The organism is Mesorhizobium temperatum (genome assembly GCF_002284575.1).
Taxonomy (GTDB): Bacteria; Pseudomonadota; Alphaproteobacteria; order Rhizobiales; family Rhizobiaceae; genus Mesorhizobium; species Mesorhizobium temperatum.
Map to the genome: position 1 here is coordinate 86,382 of NZ_NPKJ01000068.1, position 20,114 is coordinate 106,495.

17 protein-coding genes and 1 riboswitch are annotated in these 20,114 nt (G+C 63.0%); of the genes, 5 read left to right on the plus strand and 12 right to left on the minus strand.

What is annotated here, in order from left to right; genetic code table 11:
* Positions 1-39: 39 nt before the first annotated feature.
* The 4 genes from CIT26_RS26775 to thiB form a co-directional block, all read right to left on the minus strand.
* Positions 40-1,467, minus strand: coding sequence for a M48 family metalloprotease (locus CIT26_RS26775; protein ID WP_167391561.1), 1,428 nt, complete (start codon positions 1,465-1,467; stop codon positions 40-42).
* A 297-nt stretch (positions 1,468-1,764) separates the two neighbouring features.
* Positions 1,765-2,535, minus strand: a complete 771-nt coding sequence (gene thiQ, locus CIT26_RS26780; RefSeq protein ID WP_206072824.1) for a thiamine ABC transporter ATP-binding protein — start codon at positions 2,533-2,535, stop codon at positions 1,765-1,767.
* Positions 2,535-4,154, minus strand: coding sequence for a thiamine/thiamine pyrophosphate ABC transporter permease (thiP, locus tag CIT26_RS26785; protein WP_095495357.1), 1,620 nt, complete (start codon positions 4,152-4,154; stop codon positions 2,535-2,537). Before thiP ends, thiQ begins: the two co-directional genes overlap by 1 nt.
* Positions 4,155-4,402: 248 nt before the next feature.
* Complete coding sequence (gene thiB, locus CIT26_RS26795) at positions 4,403-5,416, minus strand: thiamine ABC transporter substrate binding subunit (RefSeq protein WP_095495359.1); 1,014 nt, start codon at positions 5,414-5,416, stop codon at positions 4,403-4,405.
* A 43-nt stretch (positions 5,417-5,459) separates the two neighbouring features.
* Positions 5,460-5,574, minus strand: a riboswitch (TPP riboswitch).
* Positions 5,575-5,676: 102 nt separating this feature from the next.
* On the opposite strand from thiB, the gene CIT26_RS26800 reads away from it, so the two are divergent.
* The 4 genes from CIT26_RS26800 to CIT26_RS26815 are packed head-to-tail and all read left to right on the plus strand — an operon-like array spanning position 5,677 to position 8,740.
* Positions 5,677-6,321 (plus strand): thiamine diphosphokinase, encoded by a 645-nt coding sequence (locus tag CIT26_RS26800; RefSeq protein ID WP_095495360.1) that lies wholly within the window; start codon positions 5,677-5,679, stop codon positions 6,319-6,321.
* A gap of 1 nt (position 6,322) precedes the next feature.
* Positions 6,323-8,143: an ABC-F family ATP-binding cassette domain-containing protein gene (locus CIT26_RS26805; protein ID WP_095495361.1), complete on the plus strand. Its 1,821-nt coding sequence runs from the start codon at positions 6,323-6,325 to the stop codon at positions 8,141-8,143.
* A gap of 55 nt (positions 8,144-8,198) precedes the next feature.
* A complete protein-coding gene (locus CIT26_RS26810; protein WP_095495362.1) occupies positions 8,199-8,441 on the plus strand; it encodes a type II toxin-antitoxin system CcdA family antitoxin in 243 nt (80 codons plus the stop codon).
* Complete coding sequence (locus CIT26_RS26815) at positions 8,441-8,740, plus strand: CcdB family protein (protein ID WP_095495363.1); 300 nt, start codon at positions 8,441-8,443, stop codon at positions 8,738-8,740. Before CIT26_RS26810 ends, CIT26_RS26815 begins: the two co-directional genes overlap by 1 nt.
* Before the next feature lie 33 nt (positions 8,741-8,773).
* On the opposite strand, the gene CIT26_RS26820 is transcribed toward CIT26_RS26815, so the two are convergent.
* Positions 8,774-10,429: a hypothetical protein gene (locus tag CIT26_RS26820; RefSeq protein WP_095495364.1), complete on the minus strand. Its 1,656-nt coding sequence runs from the start codon at positions 10,427-10,429 to the stop codon at positions 8,774-8,776.
* A 74-nt stretch (positions 10,430-10,503) separates the two neighbouring features.
* Positions 10,504-11,802: an adenylosuccinate synthase gene (locus CIT26_RS26825; RefSeq protein ID WP_095495365.1), complete on the minus strand. Its 1,299-nt coding sequence runs from the start codon at positions 11,800-11,802 to the stop codon at positions 10,504-10,506.
* A 322-nt stretch (positions 11,803-12,124) separates the two neighbouring features.
* On the opposite strand from CIT26_RS26825, the gene CIT26_RS26830 reads away from it, so the two are divergent.
* A complete protein-coding gene (locus tag CIT26_RS26830) occupies positions 12,125-13,015 on the plus strand; it encodes a DMT family transporter (RefSeq protein ID WP_095495366.1) in 891 nt (296 codons plus the stop codon).
* 110 nt (positions 13,016-13,125) lie between these two features.
* Here the strand turns inward: CIT26_RS26830 and serA are convergent, their stop codons facing one another.
* The 6 genes from serA to CIT26_RS36820 form a co-directional block, all read right to left on the minus strand.
* Positions 13,126-14,724 carry a phosphoglycerate dehydrogenase gene (gene serA, locus CIT26_RS26835; RefSeq protein WP_095495367.1) on the minus strand — a complete coding sequence of 533 codons (1,599 nt, stop codon included), beginning with the start codon at positions 14,722-14,724 and terminating at the stop codon, positions 13,126-13,128.
* Between the two features lie 181 nt (positions 14,725-14,905).
* The gene (locus CIT26_RS26840; RefSeq protein ID WP_095495368.1) at positions 14,906-16,081 is read right to left on the minus strand and encodes a phosphoserine transaminase; all 1,176 of its coding nucleotides are present in this window, start codon (positions 16,079-16,081) and stop codon (positions 14,906-14,908) included.
* Between the two features lie 200 nt (positions 16,082-16,281).
* On the minus strand, positions 16,282-17,046 hold the full coding sequence (locus CIT26_RS26845; protein WP_095495369.1) for an outer membrane protein: 765 nt from the start codon (positions 17,044-17,046) through the stop codon (positions 16,282-16,284).
* 189 nt (positions 17,047-17,235) lie between these two features.
* Complete coding sequence (locus tag CIT26_RS26850) at positions 17,236-18,066, minus strand: outer membrane protein (RefSeq protein ID WP_095495370.1); 831 nt, start codon at positions 18,064-18,066, stop codon at positions 17,236-17,238.
* Between the two features lie 224 nt (positions 18,067-18,290).
* Complete coding sequence (glmM, locus tag CIT26_RS26855; protein WP_095495371.1) at positions 18,291-19,643, minus strand: phosphoglucosamine mutase; 1,353 nt, start codon at positions 19,641-19,643, stop codon at positions 18,291-18,293.
* Positions 19,644-19,934: 291 nt separating this feature from the next.
* On the minus strand, positions 19,935-20,093 hold the full coding sequence (locus CIT26_RS36820; RefSeq protein ID WP_167391543.1) for a hypothetical protein: 159 nt from the start codon (positions 20,091-20,093) through the stop codon (positions 19,935-19,937).
* Positions 20,094-20,114 lie beyond the last annotated feature (21 nt).

The window sequence follows — 20,114 nt, forward strand, 5'->3', positions numbered from 1 at the left end:
GCCGTTTGCAGGCCGGCATCACCTGAATATCGACACACCCTATTTGTCGGTGATGATCTTGACCTTGTCGCCGGCCGAAACGGCTGCACCGGGCGACATCGCATTAAGCACCCTGAACAGGTCGAGCTTGCGGTCGACGCCGACCATCTGCGCGGCGAGCGAACCCATGGTCTGTCCGGGCCGCACCGTGACAACGCGGATATGCAGCGGCTTCAGCGCCGCTTTCTCGGCTGCGCTCAAGATACGGAAGGAGCCGCTGACCGAGCGCGCCACGGCATCCAGCGAGGCGCTGGCGGAAGGGGCAGCGGTCAACAGCCGGTAGACCTGGCCACCGGCGCGGATCACCGCGATGTCGAACTGCCAGCCCTCGGCGCTGGCATGCGCCGTCGCCGCCTCGTTGCCATTGATCGTTTCCTGGCGCACGCTGTTTTCGTCGAGACCGGCCACCCAGCCGCTGCGGATGTAATCGGTCAGCGAGCGGCTCTTGTCGATCGAAACGCCGTCGAAGCGAATCGCTATGTCGCCTGGCCCGGTTGCCGTCACCGCCGCGGCCGAGTTGTCGATGATGAAGCCGTCGGGCACCGAGAACGACACGCCGAGCCCCGGATGCAGGAAGGTTTCGCCACGCACATAGCCCTCCTCCGGTGTGTCGCCGTAGAGCAGGCCGTCTATGCCGGCGAGGAAGGCGTTGCGGTCGCGCGTACCGACGCCGGGCGCGCCGAACTGGCGGGCATGACGCTGCGCCAGATCGATGCGCTGCGGCGTGTTAGGATGCGTCGCCAGGAAGTCGAGGCTGGCGTCGGTGGCGCCGCTGATCGAGCGGAAATCGGTGTAGGCCGACATCGACTGCAGGAAGCGGCCGGCGGCAAAGGGATCGAAGCCCGCCTCGCCGATCGACTTGATGCCGATGCCATCGGCCTCAAGCTCCTGATTGCGCGAGAACTGGGCAAGCCGCAGCTTGCCGCGGATCAATGCCGCCTTGGCGGTCGGGCTGTCGCCGAGCACATCGGAGACGACCTTGGTCGCAAACCCCTCCTCGGCCTCGAGCTGCTGGCGCTGCAAGCCGTGGTTTGCAGTGACATGGCCCATCTCATGCGCGATGACCGCGGCGAGCTCGGCCGAATCGTTGGCCAGCGCCAAAAGGCCGCGTGTGATGTAGAGATAGCCGCCCGGCAGCGCGAAAGCATTGACGTTGGGCGAATTGAGGATGGTGATGCGATAGGTCTGGCTCGGGTTGGCCGACACCACGGTCAGGCTGCCGACGACCTTGGCGACCATGCGCTCGAGCTTGGGATCGGAATATTCGCCGCCATAGGTGGCCAGGATCCGCGGGTGCTGCGCCTTCGCCATTTCGGCGAGCTTGCTGTTGGCGGCGACATTGTCGACCGTGATCGGTTTGCTGGAAGGTTGGAAGCCGGATTCCTGAACGTCCGGAGGCGTGAACATCTGGCAGCTTGCCAGCGCCATGGCAAAGCCGGCCAGCGCGAGGAAGCGCGCCAGCGGTTTCCTTCTCACTCTGTCGGTGCCGGTCGGCAGAACAGCTTCCTTTCGGGTCTCAGCACATGGCCCCGAAAATCGGGCATCGATTTTCAGAAAGGATCATGCGCACAATCAACTGCCACAGCGTCCTTCGCGCCCACGAGCACGCATGGCACCGTAGTGCCAAATCACAACCTATGCCGGACCAGTATCGGAGGACCTAGCCACACTACTTTGACCATGGCAAGCAAGCACCACATCGCCTGAAGCCGGTTTGGCCGTAAATTATGTCCGCTTCCGGGCAACATCTTGTGATCCCACGCCAAACGGACCAGCACCGATATAGCGCCGGAAGGCTTCCGGTCCAGCCTTGGTAAAAAAATCGGCGACAGTCCCGGTTGCGGCAACCGTGCCATTGTCCAGGAACACCATGTCCTGGCCGATACGGTGGGCGTCCTCCGGCTGATGCGTAACGAACAGCACCGTCATGCGCCGCTCCCCATGGACGCCGGCTACCAGATCGAGCATGTCGTCGCGCAAAGCCGGTCCGAGTGAGGCGAACGGTTCGTCGAGCAAGAGCACCGGCCGGTCGCGCACCAGGACGCGGGCGAGCGCGACGCGCTGCCGCTCGCCACCGGAGAGTTCGTGCGGCAGGCGCTGTTGCTTGCCGGCAAGGCCGACGCGCTTGAGCGCCGCGGCGATTGCAGTGTGGTCGGTATCGGTCAGCCTGAGCGACGGCGAGCGGCCAAGGCCGACATTTCGTTCGACCGAAAGATGGGCAAAGAGATTGTTTTCCTGGAACACCATCGACACTGGCCGCGCCGACGGCGGTTTGGCGCCGACATCGGCGCCGCCGATCAGCACGCGGCCCGATTGCGGCGTCTCGAAGCCGGCCACCAGATTGAGCAGTGTCGATTTTCCCGAACCGCTCGGCCCCATGATGGCGGTGATCTTCGAGGCGGCGAACTCGACATCGAATAAAAACGGCGCTTCGCCATAGCTGAACGAGACCTTTTCCAGCCGCACAGCCGTACCGCTTTCCGCGCTGTTGAGCATCATGATTTTTCTCCCCGCCCCAGCCAGTCAGCGGCCAGGACAAGCGCAAGACAAACCAGGCTGAGCAGCAACGCCAGGCCTGCCGCGTCCATCGTGCGGTAGCTGCCCATGCGCGCCAGCAAGAGGTAAGGCAGTGTCTGCAGGGAGTCGCTGCCGAACAGGGCAATGACGCCGAGATCGCCGAGCGACAAAGCCATGGCGAACGCGAAACCGGTGGCGAGCGGCCGCCGCAGCGACGGCCAGTCGACCAGCCGGAACCGGTTCCAGCCCGAAATGCCAAGCAGCAAACAGAGCCGTTCGTGGCGTTCGCTCGCCGCATCATAGCCGGGGCGAATGGCGCGGATGGCAAACGGCATCGCCATTACCGCATTGACGGTGACGACCATGACAGGGGCGATGGCAAAGACGTCGCTGACAGTACGCAGGAGCAGGAACCAGCCGGCGCCGATGACGATGGGCGGCACGACGAGGACGAAGCCGGCGCCGGTATCGGTGGCGTATTCGAGCAGCGTCCTGGCGCCGACGCGACGCCTCAAGGCCAGCGCCCGTCGTGCCGTGACGAGCGACAGCGACAGCGCCACTGAAAGCAGCGCCGCCAGCAGGGCGAGCACGGCGCTGGTCAGCGTCGCCTGCCGCACCGCGCTCTCGCCTGCCAGCCGCCCGAGATCGGCGCCAAGGCCTGACGTCACCATGGCCGCCATCGGCCCGGCGACGAACAGCAAAGCGAGAGCGATCAATGCTGCATTCAGCACGGTCTCGGCCGGGCCGGCCGAAAGATAGCGGCGCGGCGACACCGGCAGGTTGGTGTCGCCGACGGTGTTGGCGCCAAGCCGCATCAATGCCAGCACCACGACGAAGGTCAGCGCGATCTGCAGCAGTGTCAGCGTCACCGCGCGGGCAGGATCGAAATCGAAACGTAGTGCCTGGTAAATGGCGACCTCCAATGTCGTCGCGCGCGGCCCGCCGCCCAGTGTGAGCACGATGGTAAAGGATGTGATGCAGAGCATGAAGACAAGCCCGGCGACGCCCGGTAGCGCCGCACGCAGCGTCGGCCATTCGATCAGCCGGAAGGCGGGTCTGGCTCCCATGCCGAGCTGGCTCGCCAGCCGCCACTGGTCGGCCGGCACTGTCGCCAGCGCTTCAAGGAACAGCCGCGTGGCCAGCGGCAGATTGAAGAAGACATGGGCGATGAGGATGCCGGACAGGCCGTATATGCCCGGCCAGCCCTGACCGCCAATCGCGGTGAGCACGCCGGCGAAATAGCCGGCACGGCCATAGAGAGCCAGAATGCCGAGTGCGACGACGATGGCCGGCAGCGCAAGCGGCACGGCGAAGAGCTGCAGGATCAGGCCGCGACCAAAGAAGCGCGGATGCCGCGACAGCGCCCGCGCAACGAACAGCGCCGGCACGACGGAAAGCAGTGTCGACAGCAAAGCCTGCCACAGCGTGAAACGGGCGACGCGGAAGAGGTAGGAATCGAAGGCCGACATGGCGCCGGACGGGTCGCGGGCGCCTTCGACGATGAGCCCGGCGAACGCTCCGCCGATCAGCAGCGCAACAGCGGCAAGCGCAATGGTGCCGGCAGTGACGCGGGGATCGGCAGGATATCCGGTATGCATGCCGCCCTGCCTAGTTCAACGATCGTCGAAGCAGAAAATATGGCTGAGGTCGAGTTCCCGCCCACCCCCCTCTGTCCTGCCGGACATCTCCCCCTCAAGTGGGGAGATTGGCAGCTTCACCCTCACCCCAATCTTTCGACTGTTGCGATTGGCGAAAGCGGAAGTGACATCCGATCTCCCCCCTTGAGGGGGAGATGTCCGGCAGGACAGAGGGGGGCGCCGTAGAGTAATCATCTTTCAATCACAAGCTACTTGCTCATCACCGACAGCCATTCGTCGACCCAGGCCTTGCGATTGGCGGCGACCTCTTCGGGGCTGAAAAGCAAAGTCTTGGTCGGCTTGACGAGCTTGTCGAAAGCCGGATTGAGCGGCTTGTCGGTCTTGCCGGCAGGGAACATCCAGTTGGTCTCGGGGATGACATCCTGAAATTTCGGTCCGGTCATGAAAGTCAGGAACTGTTTCGCCAACGGGTTCTTCGCGCCTGACGTGGTGATGCCGGCAACCTCGATCTGCAGATACTCGCCCTCCTCGAAGGACGCCGCCTGATAGCGTTCGGTGTTTTCGGCGACCATGTGATAGGCCGGCGAGGTGGTATAGGACAGCACCATCGGCGCCTCGCCCTTGGTGAACAGGCCATAGGCCTCGCTCCAGCCCGGCGTCACGGTGAGCACCTTTGCCCTAAGCTTGGCCCAGGCTTCCGGCGCCTTGTCGCCATAAACCGACCTCACCCACAACAACAAGCCGAGACCGGGCGTCGAGGTGCGCGGATCCTGGATGACGATCTTCTCATCGGCATTGCCCTCGACCAATTCCTTCAGGCTCTTCGGCGGCGTCTTCAGCTTTTCGGTGTCGTAGACGACGGCGAAATAGCCATAGTCGAACGGCACGAAAACATCGTCGCTCCAGCCGCCCGGCACATTGACATCGATGACGGCACCATGCGGCGAAAACAGGCCGGTGGCCTTGGCTTCCGCAGTCAGATTGGTGTCGAGGCCGAGCACGATGTCGGCCTTGGTCGCGGCCCCTTCCAGCTTGACGCGGTTGAGCAGGGCGACGCCGTCGGCGACCGCGACGAATTCGAGAGTACAGCCGCATTCGGCCTCGAAGGCCTTCTTCACCGCGGGGCCTGGACCCCAGTCGGCGGTGAAGCTCTCATAGGTATAGACGGTGAGTTTTTCCTGCGCGGATGCCGGCCCGATGCCGGCGGGAACGGTCGCCGCAAGCAGCACTGCCGAAACAAGAGTGTATAAAAACGTGCGCATCGGCGCCTCCTTCGTTCGCGTTGAAAGGAATTGAGGCGTCGGGCTGTCCGAAACGTCTAATCCCTCCGCCGGTACAAACCGGATCAGGTTCAGCGGGTTGGCATGGTTGCCTCTCAGCTGGTTCGCGAAGATCGCGTCCAGCACCCCGTTAGAGCGTTTCGACACATAGGCCCGGCCCAGCTGCGGCGCAAGCGGAAGTTTGCCGGGCATCCGGAACGCGGCCTTCCGTTTCGCAAGCAGGGCTGGTAAGGGCCACGTATATGAGCAAATTCACCATCCTGCTTGGCGGCGATCTAATCCGCACGCCGCTGCTCGACCGCCAGGTCGAAGGCTCCCGTGTCATCGCCGCCGACGCTGGCATGAGCCATGCCCGGACGCTGAGCCTGACGCCGGAACTCTGGGTCGGCGACTTCGATTCGGTGCCGGCGGACTTGCCGGACGAGCTGGCCGCCGTGCCCCGCCAGGTGTTTCCGGCAGAAAAGGACAAGACCGACGGCGAACTGGCTATCGCCGCCGCGCTCGAACGCGGCGCGACCAGCCTCGTGCTCGCCGGCGCGTTCGGCGGCAAGCGCACCGATCACGCCTTCCTGCACCTGGCGCTCAGTGTCCGACTGGCCGAGGCAGGGACGGAGGTGCTTTTGACCAGCGGCGCACAGGAAGGCACCCCCTTGCTTCGCGGAAAGGCCGGCTTCGACTACGCCGATGGCACGCTGTTTTCGATTCTCGGCTTTTCCGACCTTACCGGCCTGACCGTGACCGGCGCCAAATGGCCGCTGAACCATATCGAGATGGCGTTCGGTTCGTCGCTGACCATTTCCAATGAGGTCAAGGGCCGGCTGGAAATTGCGCTGGGCAGCGGCCGCGCCCTGTTGCTTGCCCACCCATTCCCCTTACCTGAAAGCTGACATGGCGCCGCCACTGCTCAATCTCGACGGCATAAAACTGACCTTCGGTGGCACGCCGCTGCTCGACGGGGCGGAACTGACGGCGTCGGCGGGCGACAAGATCGCTTTGGTCGGCCGCAACGGCTCGGGCAAGTCGACCTTGCTCAAGATCGCTGCGGGATTGATCGAGCCGCAGGACGGCGAGGTGTTCCGCCAGCCTTCGGCGACAGTGCGCTACCTGCCGCAAATGCCCGACATGGATGGTTTCACCAGCGTCCGCGCCTATGTCGAGGCGGGGCTCGGACCCGCCGACGATCCCTACCGCGCCACCTATCTGATGGAGCATCTCGGCCTGTCCGGCGAGGAACGGCCGAACGACCTCTCCGGCGGCGAGGCGCGTCGTGCTGCCCTTGCCCGTGTCATGGCGCCGGAACCCGACATTCTCCTCCTCGATGAGCCGACTAACCATCTCGACCTGTCGGTCATCGAGTGGCTGGAGGAGGAGCTTGCCCGCACCTCTTCGGCGCTGATTGTCATCTCGCATGACCGCCGCTTCCTAGAGCGTGTGTCTCGCGCCACCGTCTGGCTCGATCGCGGCCAGACCCGCAGGCTGGACAAGGGCTTTGGCCATTTCGAGGAATGGCGCGACACGGTGCTGGAAGAAGAAGAGCGCGAGCAGCACAAGCTCGGCCGCCAGATCGTGCGCGAAGAGCACTGGCTGCGCTATGGCGTGACGGCAAGGCGCAAGCGCAACATGCGCCGGCTCGGCGAACTGCAGACCATGCGCCAGCGCTTTCGCGGTCATCGCGGCGCCGAGGGCGCAGCGACCATGATGGCCAGCGATGCCGCCGAATCCGGCAAGCTGGTGATCGAGGCCAAGAACATCGAGAAGAGCTTTGGCGACCTCACCGTGGTCAAGGGCTTCTCGACCCGCATCCAGCGCGGCGACCGCGTTGGCCTGGTCGGCCCGAACGGTGCCGGCAAGACGACGCTGCTGAAGATGCTGACCGGCGAATTGAAGCCGGACTCAGGCACGGTGCGGCTCGGCACCAATCTGGAGATCGCCACGCTCGACCAGAAACGCGAGGCGGTCGATCCGCAAGAGACACTGGCGCAATACCTCACCGACAGGCGCGGCGAGAACCTCGTCATCAATGGCGAGCAGCGCCACGTCGTCTCCTACATGAAGGATTTCCTGTTCAAACCGGAACAGGCGCGCACGCCGGTGCGCGAGCTTTCGGGAGGCGAGCGGGCGCGGCTGCTGCTCGCCCGCGTGCTGGCGCGGCCGGCGAACCTGCTGGTGCTCGATGAACCGACCAACGATCTCGACATGGAGACGCTGGAATTGCTGCAGGAACTGGTCGCCGGTTTTGCCGGTACGGTGATCCTGGTCAGCCACGACCGCGATTTCCTAGACCGCACCGTGACCAGCCTGATCGCGCCGGACGGCGGTGGCCGCTGGATCGAATATGCCGGCGGCTATTCCGACATGCTGGCGCAGCGCGGCGGCACCAGGCTGGACGACCGCAGGACGCGGCCGAAAGCCGAGACCAGCGAAGCGGCGGTGGCAGCCAGGACCGGAGCAGCTGCGCCGAAGGGCCCGGCGAAAAAACTGTCGTTCAAGCAAAAATTCGCGCTGGAATCGCTGCCGAAGAAGATCGAGGCGGTGAACGCCTCGATCTCACGGCTGGAGAACAACATCGCCGACCCGGCCTACTACGAGCGCGATCCGGCCTCGTTCCAGAAGACCATCGCCGCCCTCGACAAGGAGCGCGCCACGCTGGCAGCGCTCGAGGAGGAGTGGCTGGAACTGGAGATGCTGCGCGAGGAGATGGAGGGGTAGGATTGCATGCGTGTTTTTATGCGCCTACCTTATGCGCATGAATGGGAGCTGCTCCATGCTTCAATCGACTCCAAAAGCCCAACGAAAATCGGTCAATACCTCGATTGACTCCAGATTAATCGAGGACGCCAAGGCGCTCGGCATTAACATATCTCGCGCCGCCGAGGAGGGCATCGCCAAGGCGATTTCAGCCGAAAAAACGCGCCGGTGGCAGGAGGAAAACAGGGAGGCGATCGAAAGCTCTAACGACTATGTCAGGCGCCACGGACTGCCACTGGCCAAGTACCGGCCGTTTTGATGGCGCGTTACGATTTCTACCGGAGAACAGAAGGCGACGGCTATCTGCTCGACGTTCAGGCTGATCTTCTTGAAAGTCTAAACACAAGGCTTGTCATCCCGTTGATGCCGCCCAACATGGCTCCGGTGCCGGGCCGCCGGCTAAACCCCACCTTCACGATCAACGGCAGCGACCATGTCATGGTCACTCAATTCATGTCAGCCTTGATGGCTTCTGAATTGCGTGCCGCCGAAGGAAATCTTTCCAGCCGTCACGACGACTTCGTGGCCGCACTCGACATGCTGTTCCAGGGCTTCTGAGCCAAAGGGAGCGTTGAGGCTGGTTAGCCGGCCTCAGCCCGCCGTCTTTGTTTGCCAGGCCTTCAGCGCCTCGTCGAACACCTTCTCGCCGGGAATGCCCTTTTCCATGGTGAGCAGCGCCCGCCGTCCGGTCTTGTAAACCACCGGCACGTCGATCCAGTTCTGGCCCCGGAGCAGGGTCAGATTGGCGTCTTCGTCCGCCTTGGTGTCGTTGAGAGCGACCAGGAAGAAGCCGTCGGCGATTTTGGCCGGGATGCCGATCAGCGGGCTGCCGGCATCCTGTTCAGAGCCCTTCATGGCGACCCGCAGGATATTGTCGACGCCGCCACCGTCGAAACCATCGGGCGTCAGGAAAATCATCTCGATGATGTGGCTGGCCGGCAGCGTTTGGTCGGTGTTGCGGCGGATGGTCATGCGCAACTGCACGTCCTTACCCGGAATGCTCGCCTCGGCGCGGATTGCCGGCTCGGGTGGCAGATTGCCGCCGGGCGATTCCTGCACCAGCGACCAGACGATGCTGCCGGGCTCGGCCGAGCCTTGGGCGGTGCTGGTGCGCTCCTCGTAGAAGATCGCCTTCTGGCCGACCGCCAGCGCGGTTTCCGCAGGCGCGGCTGTCGGCGCGGCCGGCGCAGCACCGGGGGCCGGCGCTGCCGGGGCGGCTGCGCTATCGGTCGGCGCCGCCGGCGCCGGCGTTGCGCCATCGGCAGGCGGCGTTGTGGGGGCAGCACCCGGCGTGGCGGGCACAGTCGTGGCTGGCTTATCGCCGGCCGGCGCGGCAGGCGCAGGTGCGGCCGGCGGCGGCGTGGTCAGTGCTGCGACGGATTCGCCCTCTCCGATACCGCTTTGTCCTGAAGCGGGGCCGGGATCGACCTCACCGCCCTCGGGCGTCAGCCGCTGGGTGAACTTTGTGCCCTCGGCATCCGTTGGAGCCGCAGCTGCCGGAGGCCTTGCCGAGCCGTCGGTAGCCGGCTCGGCCGGGGTCGGCTTCACCAGCGGCTCTATGGTTGCGACCGTCGTGCTGTTGAGACCTAGCAGATTGCTGAACGCGTCCTTGTTCAGCCAGATGCCATAGCCGCCGCCGGCGACGACGAGCAAAGCGACGACAGCGGCGATCAGCCCGCCATAGCTGCGCCTGCGCTCGGCAGGACGCAGACGCTGAAAGGTGTCCGGCGCCGGCTCCTCGTCGTTGGGAAAGACATCGTCTCTAAAGATTTCGCTCTTCTCGTCCTCCGCTGGAAGATCCGCGTCCGAAGGCACCGCATCGGTGCGCTCTGGAGGAGAAGCAACGGATGGCGGGTTTTGCCAATTCGGCGCGGCTTCGGCGGCAGGCGCCGGCTGCCATGCCGGCTCAGTCTTTGCCGGCTGCCATGCCGGCTCGGTCTTTGCCGGCTGCCGAACATGGCTGGGTTGGTTCTTGTTGCGGTCGATGGAGGAGAAGATGTCTTCCAGCTCCGACAGCGGATCGGATGCCGGCACACTCCTGGTATAATCCCGCTCGACGCTGGCGATGGCCTCTTCCAGGGTGCGCTTATGCTGGGCAACGACCGAAGGCGCCAGCGGCGGTGTGATCTTGGCCAGCTTGTCCGCGATCGTCGAACGGGCCTTGTCATAGACCCTCGCGCGTACCTCCGGCGACGGCTCGCCGAGACCATTGAGCGTCTTTTTCAGAGCACCAACAAAATCTGCCATGCTTCAGTCGACCTGCATTTCGTTTCTGGGCCGGCCCCCGCAAATCGGCCGCGATGCCCGGAACGGCTGAGAATCTAGTCTTGAAACGGATCGGTCACAAGTATTGTGTCGTCCCGTTCAGGGCTGGTGGAAAGGAGTGCGACCGGCGCGCCGATCAACTCCTCGATGTGACGGACATATTTGACTGCCTGGGCCGGCAGATCGTTCCAGCTTCTGGCGCCGGCGGTGGTGCCTTTCCAGCCCTCCAGCGTCTCGTAGACCGGTTCGACGCGCGCCTGCGCACCTTGGCTGGCCGGCAGATAATCGATCGCCTCGCCATCGAGGCGGTAGCCGGTGCAGACCTTGATCTCGTCCAGCCCGTCGAGCACGTCGAGCTTGGTCAGGGCGATGCCCTTGATGCCGTTGACGGCGACGGCCTGGCGAACCAGCACGGCATCGAACCAGCCGCAGCGGCGCTTGCGGCCGGTGACGACGCCGAACTCGTGGCCGCGCGTGCCCAGGAACTCGCCGATCTCGTTCTTCTGTTCGGTCGGGAACGGACCTTCGCCGACACGCGTCGTATAGGCCTTGGTGATGCCGAGCACATAACCGATGGCACCCGGGCCGACACCGGATCCGGCGGCCGCTTGACCGGCGACCGTGTTCGACGAGGTGACGAACGGATAAGTGCCGTGGTCGATGTCGAGCAGCGTGCCTTGTGCGCCCTCGAACAGGATGCGTTCGCCGGCGCGGCGCTTGTCGTCGAGGATCTTCCAGACACGGTCCATATAGGGCAGGATCTCGTGGGCAACCGAAATCAGCTCACTCATAATGGCGTCGTGCGTGACCTCGGCATGGCCGAGCCCACGGCGCAGCGCATTGTGATGCGTCAGCAGCCTGTCGACTTTCAAGGGCAGCGTTTCCAAATCCGCCAAGTCCATCACCCTCACCGCGCGCCGGCCCACCTTATCCTCATAGGCGGGGCCGATGCCGCGACGGGTCGTGCCGATCTTCGTTCCGGAATTGGAGGCGGCGTCTTCGCGGAAGCCGTCCAGTTCCCGGTGCAAGGACAGGATAAGCGCGGTGTTTTCGGCTATTTTCAGGCGCTCGGGCGTCACCTCGACGCCTTGCGCTTTCAATTTCGCCACTTCCGCGACGAAGGCGTGCGGGTCGAAGACGACGCCATTGCCGATGATGGACAGCTTGCCTTGTCGCACCACGCCGGACGGCAGCAGCGACAGCTTGTAGACCTTGCCGTCGACGACCAGCGTATGGCCGGCATTGTGGCCGCCCTGGAAGCGCACGACGACGTCAGCGCGTTCCGACAGCCAGTCAACGATCTTGCCTTTGCCCTCGTCGCCCCATTGCGAGCCGACGACCACCACGTTGGCCATGTTTCTTTTCCCTTGAGGCGCCGCTCGGAGCGGCTTGAAATGGTTCGAAACGACAGGCTTCTATCGCATAGTCCTGAAAATCGGAATCGATTTTCGGAAAGCACGATGCGGACATTCAAGCCTTGAGACGCGTACTTTGTCCGTCCAAGTTGGACGCACGTCGCTCTATAACGTCAAGACCCGGCGAGCGCGACCATTCTTTACCGCCGAAAGCGCCCTCAGGCATAACAATTTTCGCCTTTGACATCATTTACTTGGGCGAACCACCACAATAGGTCGGCAAAGACCCTTCGCCTGCCCCTCCCCCGGCTGGAATTTCGAGATGCATCGAACCGCCTATCTGTTCTTGCTGTTCACCACCTTGCTGTGGGGCGGCAACTCCGTGGCCGGCAAGCTGGCGGTCGACCACATTTCGCCGATGACGCTGGTCTTCCTGCGCTGGGTTCTGGCCGTTCTGATCATGCTGCCGATCGGCTGGCAAACGCTGCGCGAGGATTGGCCGGTGGTGCGCAGGCATTGGTTGCTGCTTGGCGGGCTCGGCGCTTGCGGCTTCACCTTCTTCAACGCGATCTTCTACACGGCGCTCAACTACACGACGGCGATCAACGTCTCGATCGAGCAGGCGGCGATGCCGATCGTGATCATCCTCGCCAATTTCGTGCTGTTTCGCCTGCGTGTGAACCGGGTGCAGATCGCCGGCGTCATGCTGACGATCATCGGTGTCGCCCTGACCGCCAGCCATGGCGATCTGCGCCAGCTTCTCAAGCTGGATCTCAACTTCGGCGACGCCATTATGCTGATCGCGGTGCTTTGTTACAGTTTCTACTCGGTCGGGCTGCGGCTGAAGCCGGCCATACGCTGGCAAAGCCTGATGCTGGCGCTGTCGATTGCCGCACTTGTCACCTCGCTGCCTTTCTTCCTGTGGGAAGCGGCCGCCGGCAAGGTCATTGTCCCGGATGCGCGCGGCTGGGCGATAGCGTTCTACACCGCGATCGGCGCCTCAGTCGTCTCGCAGATCTTCTATATCAGGGGCAACGAACTGATCGGCGCAAACCGGGCCGGCCTGTTCATCAACCTGGTGCCGATCTTCGGTACGCTGCTGTCGGTGCTGATCGTTGGTGAGACATTCCAGCCCTATCAGGGTCTGGCCCTCGTGCTGGTGCTCGGCGGCATCAGCCTCGCCGAATACAGCGGAAGGAAAATGGCGATTTAGCCGGCAAATGTTCGGATCGGATCAGAATGGTGCAATCCAGAGCCCGTCGCAGCCATTATGGTCGAAACGCCCCGTGCGCTTGTAGAGCACGCGGGGCGCGCGGGCATGATTCAGGCGCCGCCCACATCGAAATGCAGCCGCTTGGCGGAGTCGATCGACTTGTGCGCCCGCACCTGTTCCAGCACGTTTTCCGGAAACGGCGCATCGAGATAGAGCAGCGCGATGGCATCGCCGCCAGGCCGGTTGCGGCCGAGCTGGAAGTTGGCGATGTTGACGCCGTTCTCGCCGCAGACCGTACCGAGCAGACCGATGATGCCGGGCGCATCGGCATTCGTCGTGTACAGCATGTGCTGACCGACCTCGGCGTCTAGGTTGATGCCTTTGATTTGAATGAAGCGCGGCTTGCCATCCGAAAAGCAGGTGCCGGCGATCGAACGCGTCCTATGCTCGGTCTTGACCGTCAGCTTGATATAGCCGTCGAACACGCCGGATTTGTCGCGCTTGACCTCGGCGACGATGATGCCGCGCTCCTTCACCATGATCGGCGCCGACACCATGTTGACGTCTGAGACCTGCGGCCGGATCAGCCCGGCAAGAGTGGCGCTGATCAGCGCGCGCGTGTTCATCGTCGCGGTCGAGCCGTCGAACAGGATCTCGACCTCTTTGATCGGGTCCTCGGTGACCTGGCCGACAAAGGCGCCGAGCACTTCGGCCAGCTTGACGAAAGGTTTTAGGCGCGGCGCCTCCTCGGCGGTGATCGACGGCATGTTGATGGCGTTGGAAACGGCGCCCTTGATCAGATAGTCGGCCATCTGCTCGGCGACCTGCAGGGCGACATTCTCCTGCGCCTCGGCGGTCGAGGCGCCAAGATGCGGCGTCACCACAACATTCTCCATGCCGAACAGTTCGTTCTGCTCGGCCGGTTCAACCTCGAACACATCAATGCCGACGCCTGCCACCTTGCCGCTTTTCAGCGCCGCGATCAGGTCGGCCTCGACGATCAGCCCGCCACGCGCGCAGTTGATGATACGCACGCCGGTCTTCATTTTGGCGATCGCCGCAGCGTCGATGATGTTGCGCGTCTTGTCGGTCAGTGGCGTATGCAGGGTGATGAAATCGGCACGGGCGAACAGCTCGTCCAGTTCGACTTTCTCGACGCCGAGTTCCTCGGCGCGGCTGTCCGACAGGAACGGGTCGAAGGCGATGACGTGCATCTTCAGGCCGACGCCGCGCGTGGCGACGATCGAGCCAATGTTGCCGCAGCCGATGATGCCCAGCGTCTTGCCGGTGATCTCGATGCCCATGAAGCGGTTCTTTTCCCATTTGCCGGCATGGGTCGAGGCATTGGCTTCCGGTATTTGGCGGGCCAGTGCGAAGATCATGGCGACGGCATGCTCGGCGGTGGTGATCGAATTGCCGAACGGCGTGTTCATCACGATGATGCCCTTGCGGCTCGCCGCCGGGATGTCGACATTGTCGACGCCGATGCCGGCGCGGCCGACGACCTTCAATTTGGTGGCAGCGTTGATCAGCTTCTCGGTGACTTTGGTCGCCGAACGGATGGCGAGGCCGTCATACTGGCCGATCACTTCAAGCAGCTTTTCCTTGTCCTTGCCGAGATCGGGCAGGTAGTCGACGTCGACGCCGCGATCCCTAAAGATCTGTACGGCGGTAGGAGAGAGTTTGTCCGAGACGAGAACGCGGGGCATGGGCTTGATCCTTTGCGGTTGGCGCCCCTCCCCCTTGAGGGGAGGGTCGGTGCGAAGCGCCGGGGTGGGGTCGGTGCGGCCGGACGCGGCCGAAATCTTTTCTTTCTGGAAGGCGGACCGTTGAGTTGGTGGAGGCGACCCCACCCGGCCCTCCGGCCACCCTCCCCTCGAGGGGAGGGAGTCAGGCGGCCGCCCTGAGCGACGCCTTTTGTGCGGCGAAGGCCCAGTCGAGCCACGGCAGCAGCGCTTCGAGGTCGGAGGTCTCGACCGTCGCGCCGCACCAGATGCGCAGGCCGGGCGGCGCGTCGCGATAGGCGCCGATGTCGTAGGCGACGCCTTCCTTGTCGAGCGCCGAGACAATTACCTTGGCGAAGGCCGCCTGTCCGTCGGCGTCGAGTGCCGCGATATCCGGGTCGGTGAAGGAAAGACAGACGGACGTGTTCGACCGCGTCGCCGGGTCGGTGGCCAGATGGCCGAGCCATGCGGATTTATCGACGAAACCGTCGAGAACGGCGGCATTGGCGTCGGCGCGGGCGATCAGCGCATCGAGCCCGCCGATCGACTTCGCCCAACGCAGCGCGTCGAGGTAGTCCTCGACGCACAGCATCGACGGCGTGTTGATGGTTTCGCCTTTGAAGATGCCTTCGATGAGCTTGCCGCCCGAGGTCAGGCGGAAGATTTTCGGCAGCGGCCAGGCCGGCTTGTAGCTTTCCAGCCGCTCGACGGCGCGCGGGCTGAGGATCAGCATGCCGTGTGCGCCTTCGCCGCCCAGCACCTTCTGCCAGGAAAAGGTGACGACATCGAGCTTCTGGAAATCGAGCTTTTGCGCAAAGGCGGCCGAGGTCGCATCACAGATGGTCAGGCCCTTGCGGCTGGCCGGAATGAAATCACCGTTCGGCACACGCACGCCTGATGTCGTGCCGTTCCAGGTGAAGACCACATCGCGGTCGAAGTCGATTTTTGTCAGATCCGGCAGCGCGCCGTAACCGGCTTCGATCCTGCGCACGTCGGCAAGCTTCAGCTGCTTGACCACGTCGGTGACCCAGCCGGAACCGAAACTCTCCCAGGCGACCATGTCGACGCCGCGTTCGCCAAGCAGCGACCACAGCGCCATCTCGACCGCGCCGGTGTCCGACGCCGGCACGATGCCTATGCGGTAATCTGCGGGAATCTGGAGGATCTCTCGCGTCAGCTCGATCGCCTGTTCGAGCTTGGTCTTGCCGATCTTGGCGCGGTGCGAGCGTCCGAGCGCGGCATTGGTCAGCGCCTCGACCGACCAGCCGGGACGTTTTGCACAGGGACCTGAGGAAAAATTGGGATTTGCCGGACGGAGTCCCGGCTTCGTATGCGTCGTCATCGTGGTCTATCCTTCCAGATAGTGGCCCCTCGTTGGGGAGGGGTGGCCCACGGACGGCGATATGCGTTCAGGCTTCCGGCGTCAAGGGGAAAGTTTTTGTCGCTGTCGGGATACTGGTCGCCTGTGATGAGAATGTCGTGGCCTCGAAACACGAACGGCGGACCCGATGATCCGCCGTCTTGATTGCACGTGCGCAGCACCTACCAGAGGTCGTAACGCAACCCGAGCTTGACTTGATGATTGCTGATCCCTTTGTCGATCGGATAGGAAGTCAGGCTCTCGGCAGTCGCATATTCGGCGTCGGGCGCGGAAAAATACTGATAGCCCAGATCGACGGAAACATTCTTGGACACTTGATAGGCAAGGCCCGCATTCAGCGTATAGGCAAAGGAATACTGGGTCTTGTCGTCCTGCAGAACGAAATCGTCGGTAGGGTCATTGTTGTCGGTGAAATGGCTCGCCGAAAGCTTGCGATTGCTCTGGACGATTCCGATACCCACGCCGAGATAGGGCGTGATCCCGACATAGGTGCCAAGATCGACATAGCCATTGAGCATGCCCGAGAAGGCGTAGTTCTTCAGGGACGCTGATGCCACGGTCGCCTCTGCTGCAGTCGCTGAATCGTCATAGCCGACGCCGATCTTGTTGCCGGGCAGATAGCCGAGATTGAGATCGGCACGCAGATAATCGTTGAAATGGTAGCCGAAGCCGATGCTGGCAAAAATCGGATCTTCATTGTCGCTGAAGCTCGCCGGCGTGAAGGCGAAATCCTCATCTTCGAAGCTCTTTTCCGGCAAATAAGCGACATCGCCGCGCAGGTACCATCCCGAACCGACTTCGACCGGCACATAGTCCGGCGCCTGGTCGACATAGATCGGCGGATCGTAGTCGGCGCCAAGCGCTTGAGACAGCGGCATCAGGGCGATTGCTGCAAGCGCCAGCGCTATGCGCGATTTGACTGTCATGATCCCTGGCTCCCGAAGGTGGCGCCATTCGCGATCGCGAGCGCCGTTTCAGAGCATTGTTAACCATAGTGGTTAAGTGGCGGTTAAGGATAACAGGACGTTAGCGAATTGATCTTGATCGGCTTTCCCAGTCCAAACGAAAACCGCCCGGCTTTTGCCGGGCGGTCCGCAAACCTGCTCTCGAAGCGATTACTTGGTGTAGACCGGTTCGGGTTCGTAGGCGATCGGCTCCGGCTGGGCGCAGCCCGAGTTGCCGAACTGGTAGCGCAGGCCGCCGCGCACTTCGTGCACATTAATGCCCTTGTCATGGCCAGGACCGACATTGCTGGCGAAGTCGAACATCTTACCGCCTTCGATACGGCTGTAGCGGTAGCCGACATCGAGCTTGACACGATCGGTCAGGCAGTAGGATGCGCCCGCCATGGCGGCATAGGCAAAACGCCAGCCTTTGCCGCCGCTATGCTCAAACGAACCGTCCTCAGTGACGTTATGCAGCGTATCCCACTTGACCCAGGCGCCGCCGATGCCGGCGCCGACATAGGGCGTGATGCCGTGCCAGGTGCCGATATCGACATAGGCGTTGGCGAGAAGCAGCAGCGCGGTATAGGACGAGGTGTCGGTCGAAGTACAGGGATCTCCATCGAGGCAGATGCCGGTGGTCGACCCGCGGAATTCGGATTTGCTCATCCAGTCCGCGGTAAGGTCGGTGCGGAAATGCCGGTTGATCTGGTAACCGACGCCGGCACCGGCCGAGAAGGCGCCATCCAGCTTGCCGCTGTCAAAGCGGCCGGTGCCTGGATCCGGCCCGTAGGTGATGTAGTCGCCGCCGCGGAACTTCGACCAGTGATAGTCGATGTCGCCGCGAATGTACCAGCCGCCATATTCGACCGGCTGCTCGTAGACGGGCAGCGGCGGGGCCGGCTCGACCACGGGCGGCTCGACGAAGTCGGCGGCGAACACTGGTCCGGCCACGCCCGCGAGCAGCGCGGCAAAGAGGGCCATTCTTGCTGTATTGAACATGCTTGTCACCCCTGAGAACCCTCGGCACAGCGAACGCGTCCGAATCTGATTGGCTTCAGTCGTGGATAATGAATTGGAAAAGTTAAAGGGCGTTTAACCGTATCGCTTAACCATGAATCTCTAAATCTTTCAGGATTTCGCGTCATTTCCCTGGATTAATTGGAATGCAACCCAATAAAAAAAGCCCGCCGGAAGGCGGGCTTTCGACTGGCAAAGCTGCAGGATCAGGCGGCGCTGCGCGTTTCCGAAATGACCTCGACGATGTCGTTGACGACGGCCTCGACCAGTTGCTGATCGTCGCCTTCCGCCATGACGCGAATAAGCGGTTCCGTGCCGGATGGCCGGATGACCAGGCGCCCGGCCTTGCCCAGCCGGTGGCGTGCATCTTCGATCGCCGCCTTGACCGGGGCTTCCTCGAGCGGCTTGCCGCCGGAAATATGGACGTTCTTCAGCAGCTGCGGCACGGGCGCAAACTTCTTCGACAGTTCGCTGACCGGCCGGTTCTGCCGCTTGATGCAGGCCAGCACCTGGAGCGCCGAGACGAGGCCGTCGCCGGTCGTGGAAAAATCGGACAGCACGATGTGGCCCGACTGTTCACCGCCGACATTCAGGCCGTGCGCACGCATGTGCTCGACAACATAGCGGTCGCCGACCTTGGTGCGGTGCAACTGCAGGTTCATGTCGCCGAGGAAGCGTTCGAGGCCGAGATTGGACATCACCGTCGAAACGACGCCGCCGCCGGCCAGCCGTCCGCTCTGATGCCAGGACTCGGCGATCAGCGCCATGATCTGGTCGCCATCGACGATCGCGCCGTTCTCGTCGACGATGACGACGCGGTCGGCGTCGCCATCGAGCGCGATGCCGATATCGGCGCGCACTTCGTGCACCTTCTTCTGCAGGCCGGCCGGATGGGTCGAGCCGCACTCCTTGTTGATGTTGAAGCCGTTGGGCTCGACATTGATGGCGACGACCTCGGCGCCGAGTTCCCATAGCGCCTCGGGCGCCACCTTGTAGGCAGCGCCATTGGCGCAATCGACGACAATGCGGAGGCCCGAAAGCGACATCGACCGCGGTAGCGTGCGCTTGGCGAATTCGATATAGCGGTCATGGACGCCGTCGACGCGCTTGGCCCGGCCGAGTCCGTCCGAATCGGCGAGCGCCAGCTCGATATCCTTGTCGAGCATCCCCTCGATGCGCTCCTCGATCTCGTCGGAGAGCTTGTACCCATCTGGGCCGAACAGCTTGATGCCGTTGTCGTAGTAAGGATTGTGCGAGGCCGAGATCATCACGCCGATGTCGGCGCGCAACGAGCGCACCAGCATGGCGACCGCGGGCGTCGGAATCGGGCCGAGCAGGAACACGTCCATGCCGGCGGCGCACAGGCCCGACACCATCGCATTCTCGATCATGTAGCCGGAAAGCCTGGTATCCTTGCCGAGCACGACGCGGTGGCGATGGTTGCCGCGCTGGAACGAAAGGCCGGCGGCCATGCCGACCCTCATGGCGACCTCCGCCGTCATTGGAAACCTGTTGGCGCGCCCGCGAATGCCGTCCGTGCCGAAATAACTTCCTGCCATGCTAGCCAGCTTCCCGATGGTTCTTATCCGGCACGTCATGCCACAAATTGGCCCGAGCCTATCATCACAATGCATGATTATATGTCACCAATCCTTAGAAAATTGTTGGTTTGTGTGTTTTGTGTCACGCTAGTGCTTTGATTTGCCGGCTCTGGTTGTGGCAGCAGCCTTCAGGAACTTCAGACCGCATCTGCATTCTTTGGTGTGTCGTCAGTGTCCGGGCAATCAGGTCCGCCGCACCGGCCGACCCGATCGACCTGTCATGTGAGGCCGTTCCTGACTGTGGCCGCTCTATACGCGTTTTCCGTGCAGACGGACCGGAAAATTTTTCATCTGGCGGTCAGTAGCTGGCGACGGTTCCATCATTTTCCCGGAAATAATGCATTTTCCTGCCGCTTTTGCGCTATTTAGCATCTGGCGCAACCAGTCGTTGAGTGCTATTGCTTGCATGGGACATATCGTGAACACCTG

Coding starts and splice junctions, on each gene's coding strand:
- CIT26_RS26810 (WP_095495362.1), top strand. CDS start 8,199: ATGCTTCAATCGACTCCAAAAGCCCAACGAAAATCGGTCAATACCTCG.
- thiP (WP_095495357.1), bottom strand. CDS start 4,154: ATGCATACCGGATATCCTGCCGATCCCCGCGTCACTGCCGGCACCATT.
- CIT26_RS26825 (WP_095495365.1), bottom strand. CDS start 11,802: ATGGCCAACGTGGTGGTCGTCGGCTCGCAATGGGGCGACGAGGGCAAA.
- CIT26_RS26830 (WP_095495366.1), top strand. CDS start 12,125: ATGCATCGAACCGCCTATCTGTTCTTGCTGTTCACCACCTTGCTGTGG.
- glmM (WP_095495371.1), bottom strand. CDS start 19,643: ATGGCAGGAAGTTATTTCGGCACGGACGGCATTCGCGGGCGCGCCAAC.
- serA (WP_095495367.1), bottom strand. CDS start 14,724: ATGCCCCGCGTTCTCGTCTCGGACAAACTCTCTCCTACCGCCGTACAG.
- CIT26_RS26805 (WP_095495361.1), top strand. CDS start 6,323: ATGGCGCCGCCACTGCTCAATCTCGACGGCATAAAACTGACCTTCGGT.
- CIT26_RS26850 (WP_095495370.1), bottom strand. CDS start 18,066: ATGTTCAATACAGCAAGAATGGCCCTCTTTGCCGCGCTGCTCGCGGGC.
- thiQ (WP_206072824.1), bottom strand. CDS start 2,535: ATGCTCAACAGCGCGGAAAGCGGTACGGCTGTGCGGCTGGAAAAGGTC.
- CIT26_RS36820 (WP_167391543.1), bottom strand. CDS start 20,093: ATGCAAGCAATAGCACTCAACGACTGGTTGCGCCAGATGCTAAATAGC.
- CIT26_RS26800 (WP_095495360.1), top strand. CDS start 5,677: ATGAGCAAATTCACCATCCTGCTTGGCGGCGATCTAATCCGCACGCCG.
- CIT26_RS26820 (WP_095495364.1), bottom strand. CDS start 10,429: ATGGCAGATTTTGTTGGTGCTCTGAAAAAGACGCTCAATGGTCTCGGC.
- CIT26_RS26815 (WP_095495363.1), top strand. CDS start 8,441: ATGGCGCGTTACGATTTCTACCGGAGAACAGAAGGCGACGGCTATCTG.
- CIT26_RS26840 (WP_095495368.1), bottom strand. CDS start 16,081: ATGACGACGCATACGAAGCCGGGACTCCGTCCGGCAAATCCCAATTTT.
- thiB (WP_095495359.1), bottom strand. CDS start 5,416: ATGCGCACGTTTTTATACACTCTTGTTTCGGCAGTGCTGCTTGCGGCG.
- CIT26_RS26845 (WP_095495369.1), bottom strand. CDS start 17,046: ATGACAGTCAAATCGCGCATAGCGCTGGCGCTTGCAGCAATCGCCCTG.
- CIT26_RS26775 (WP_167391561.1), bottom strand. CDS start 1,467: ATGGCGCTGGCAAGCTGCCAGATGTTCACGCCTCCGGACGTTCAGGAA.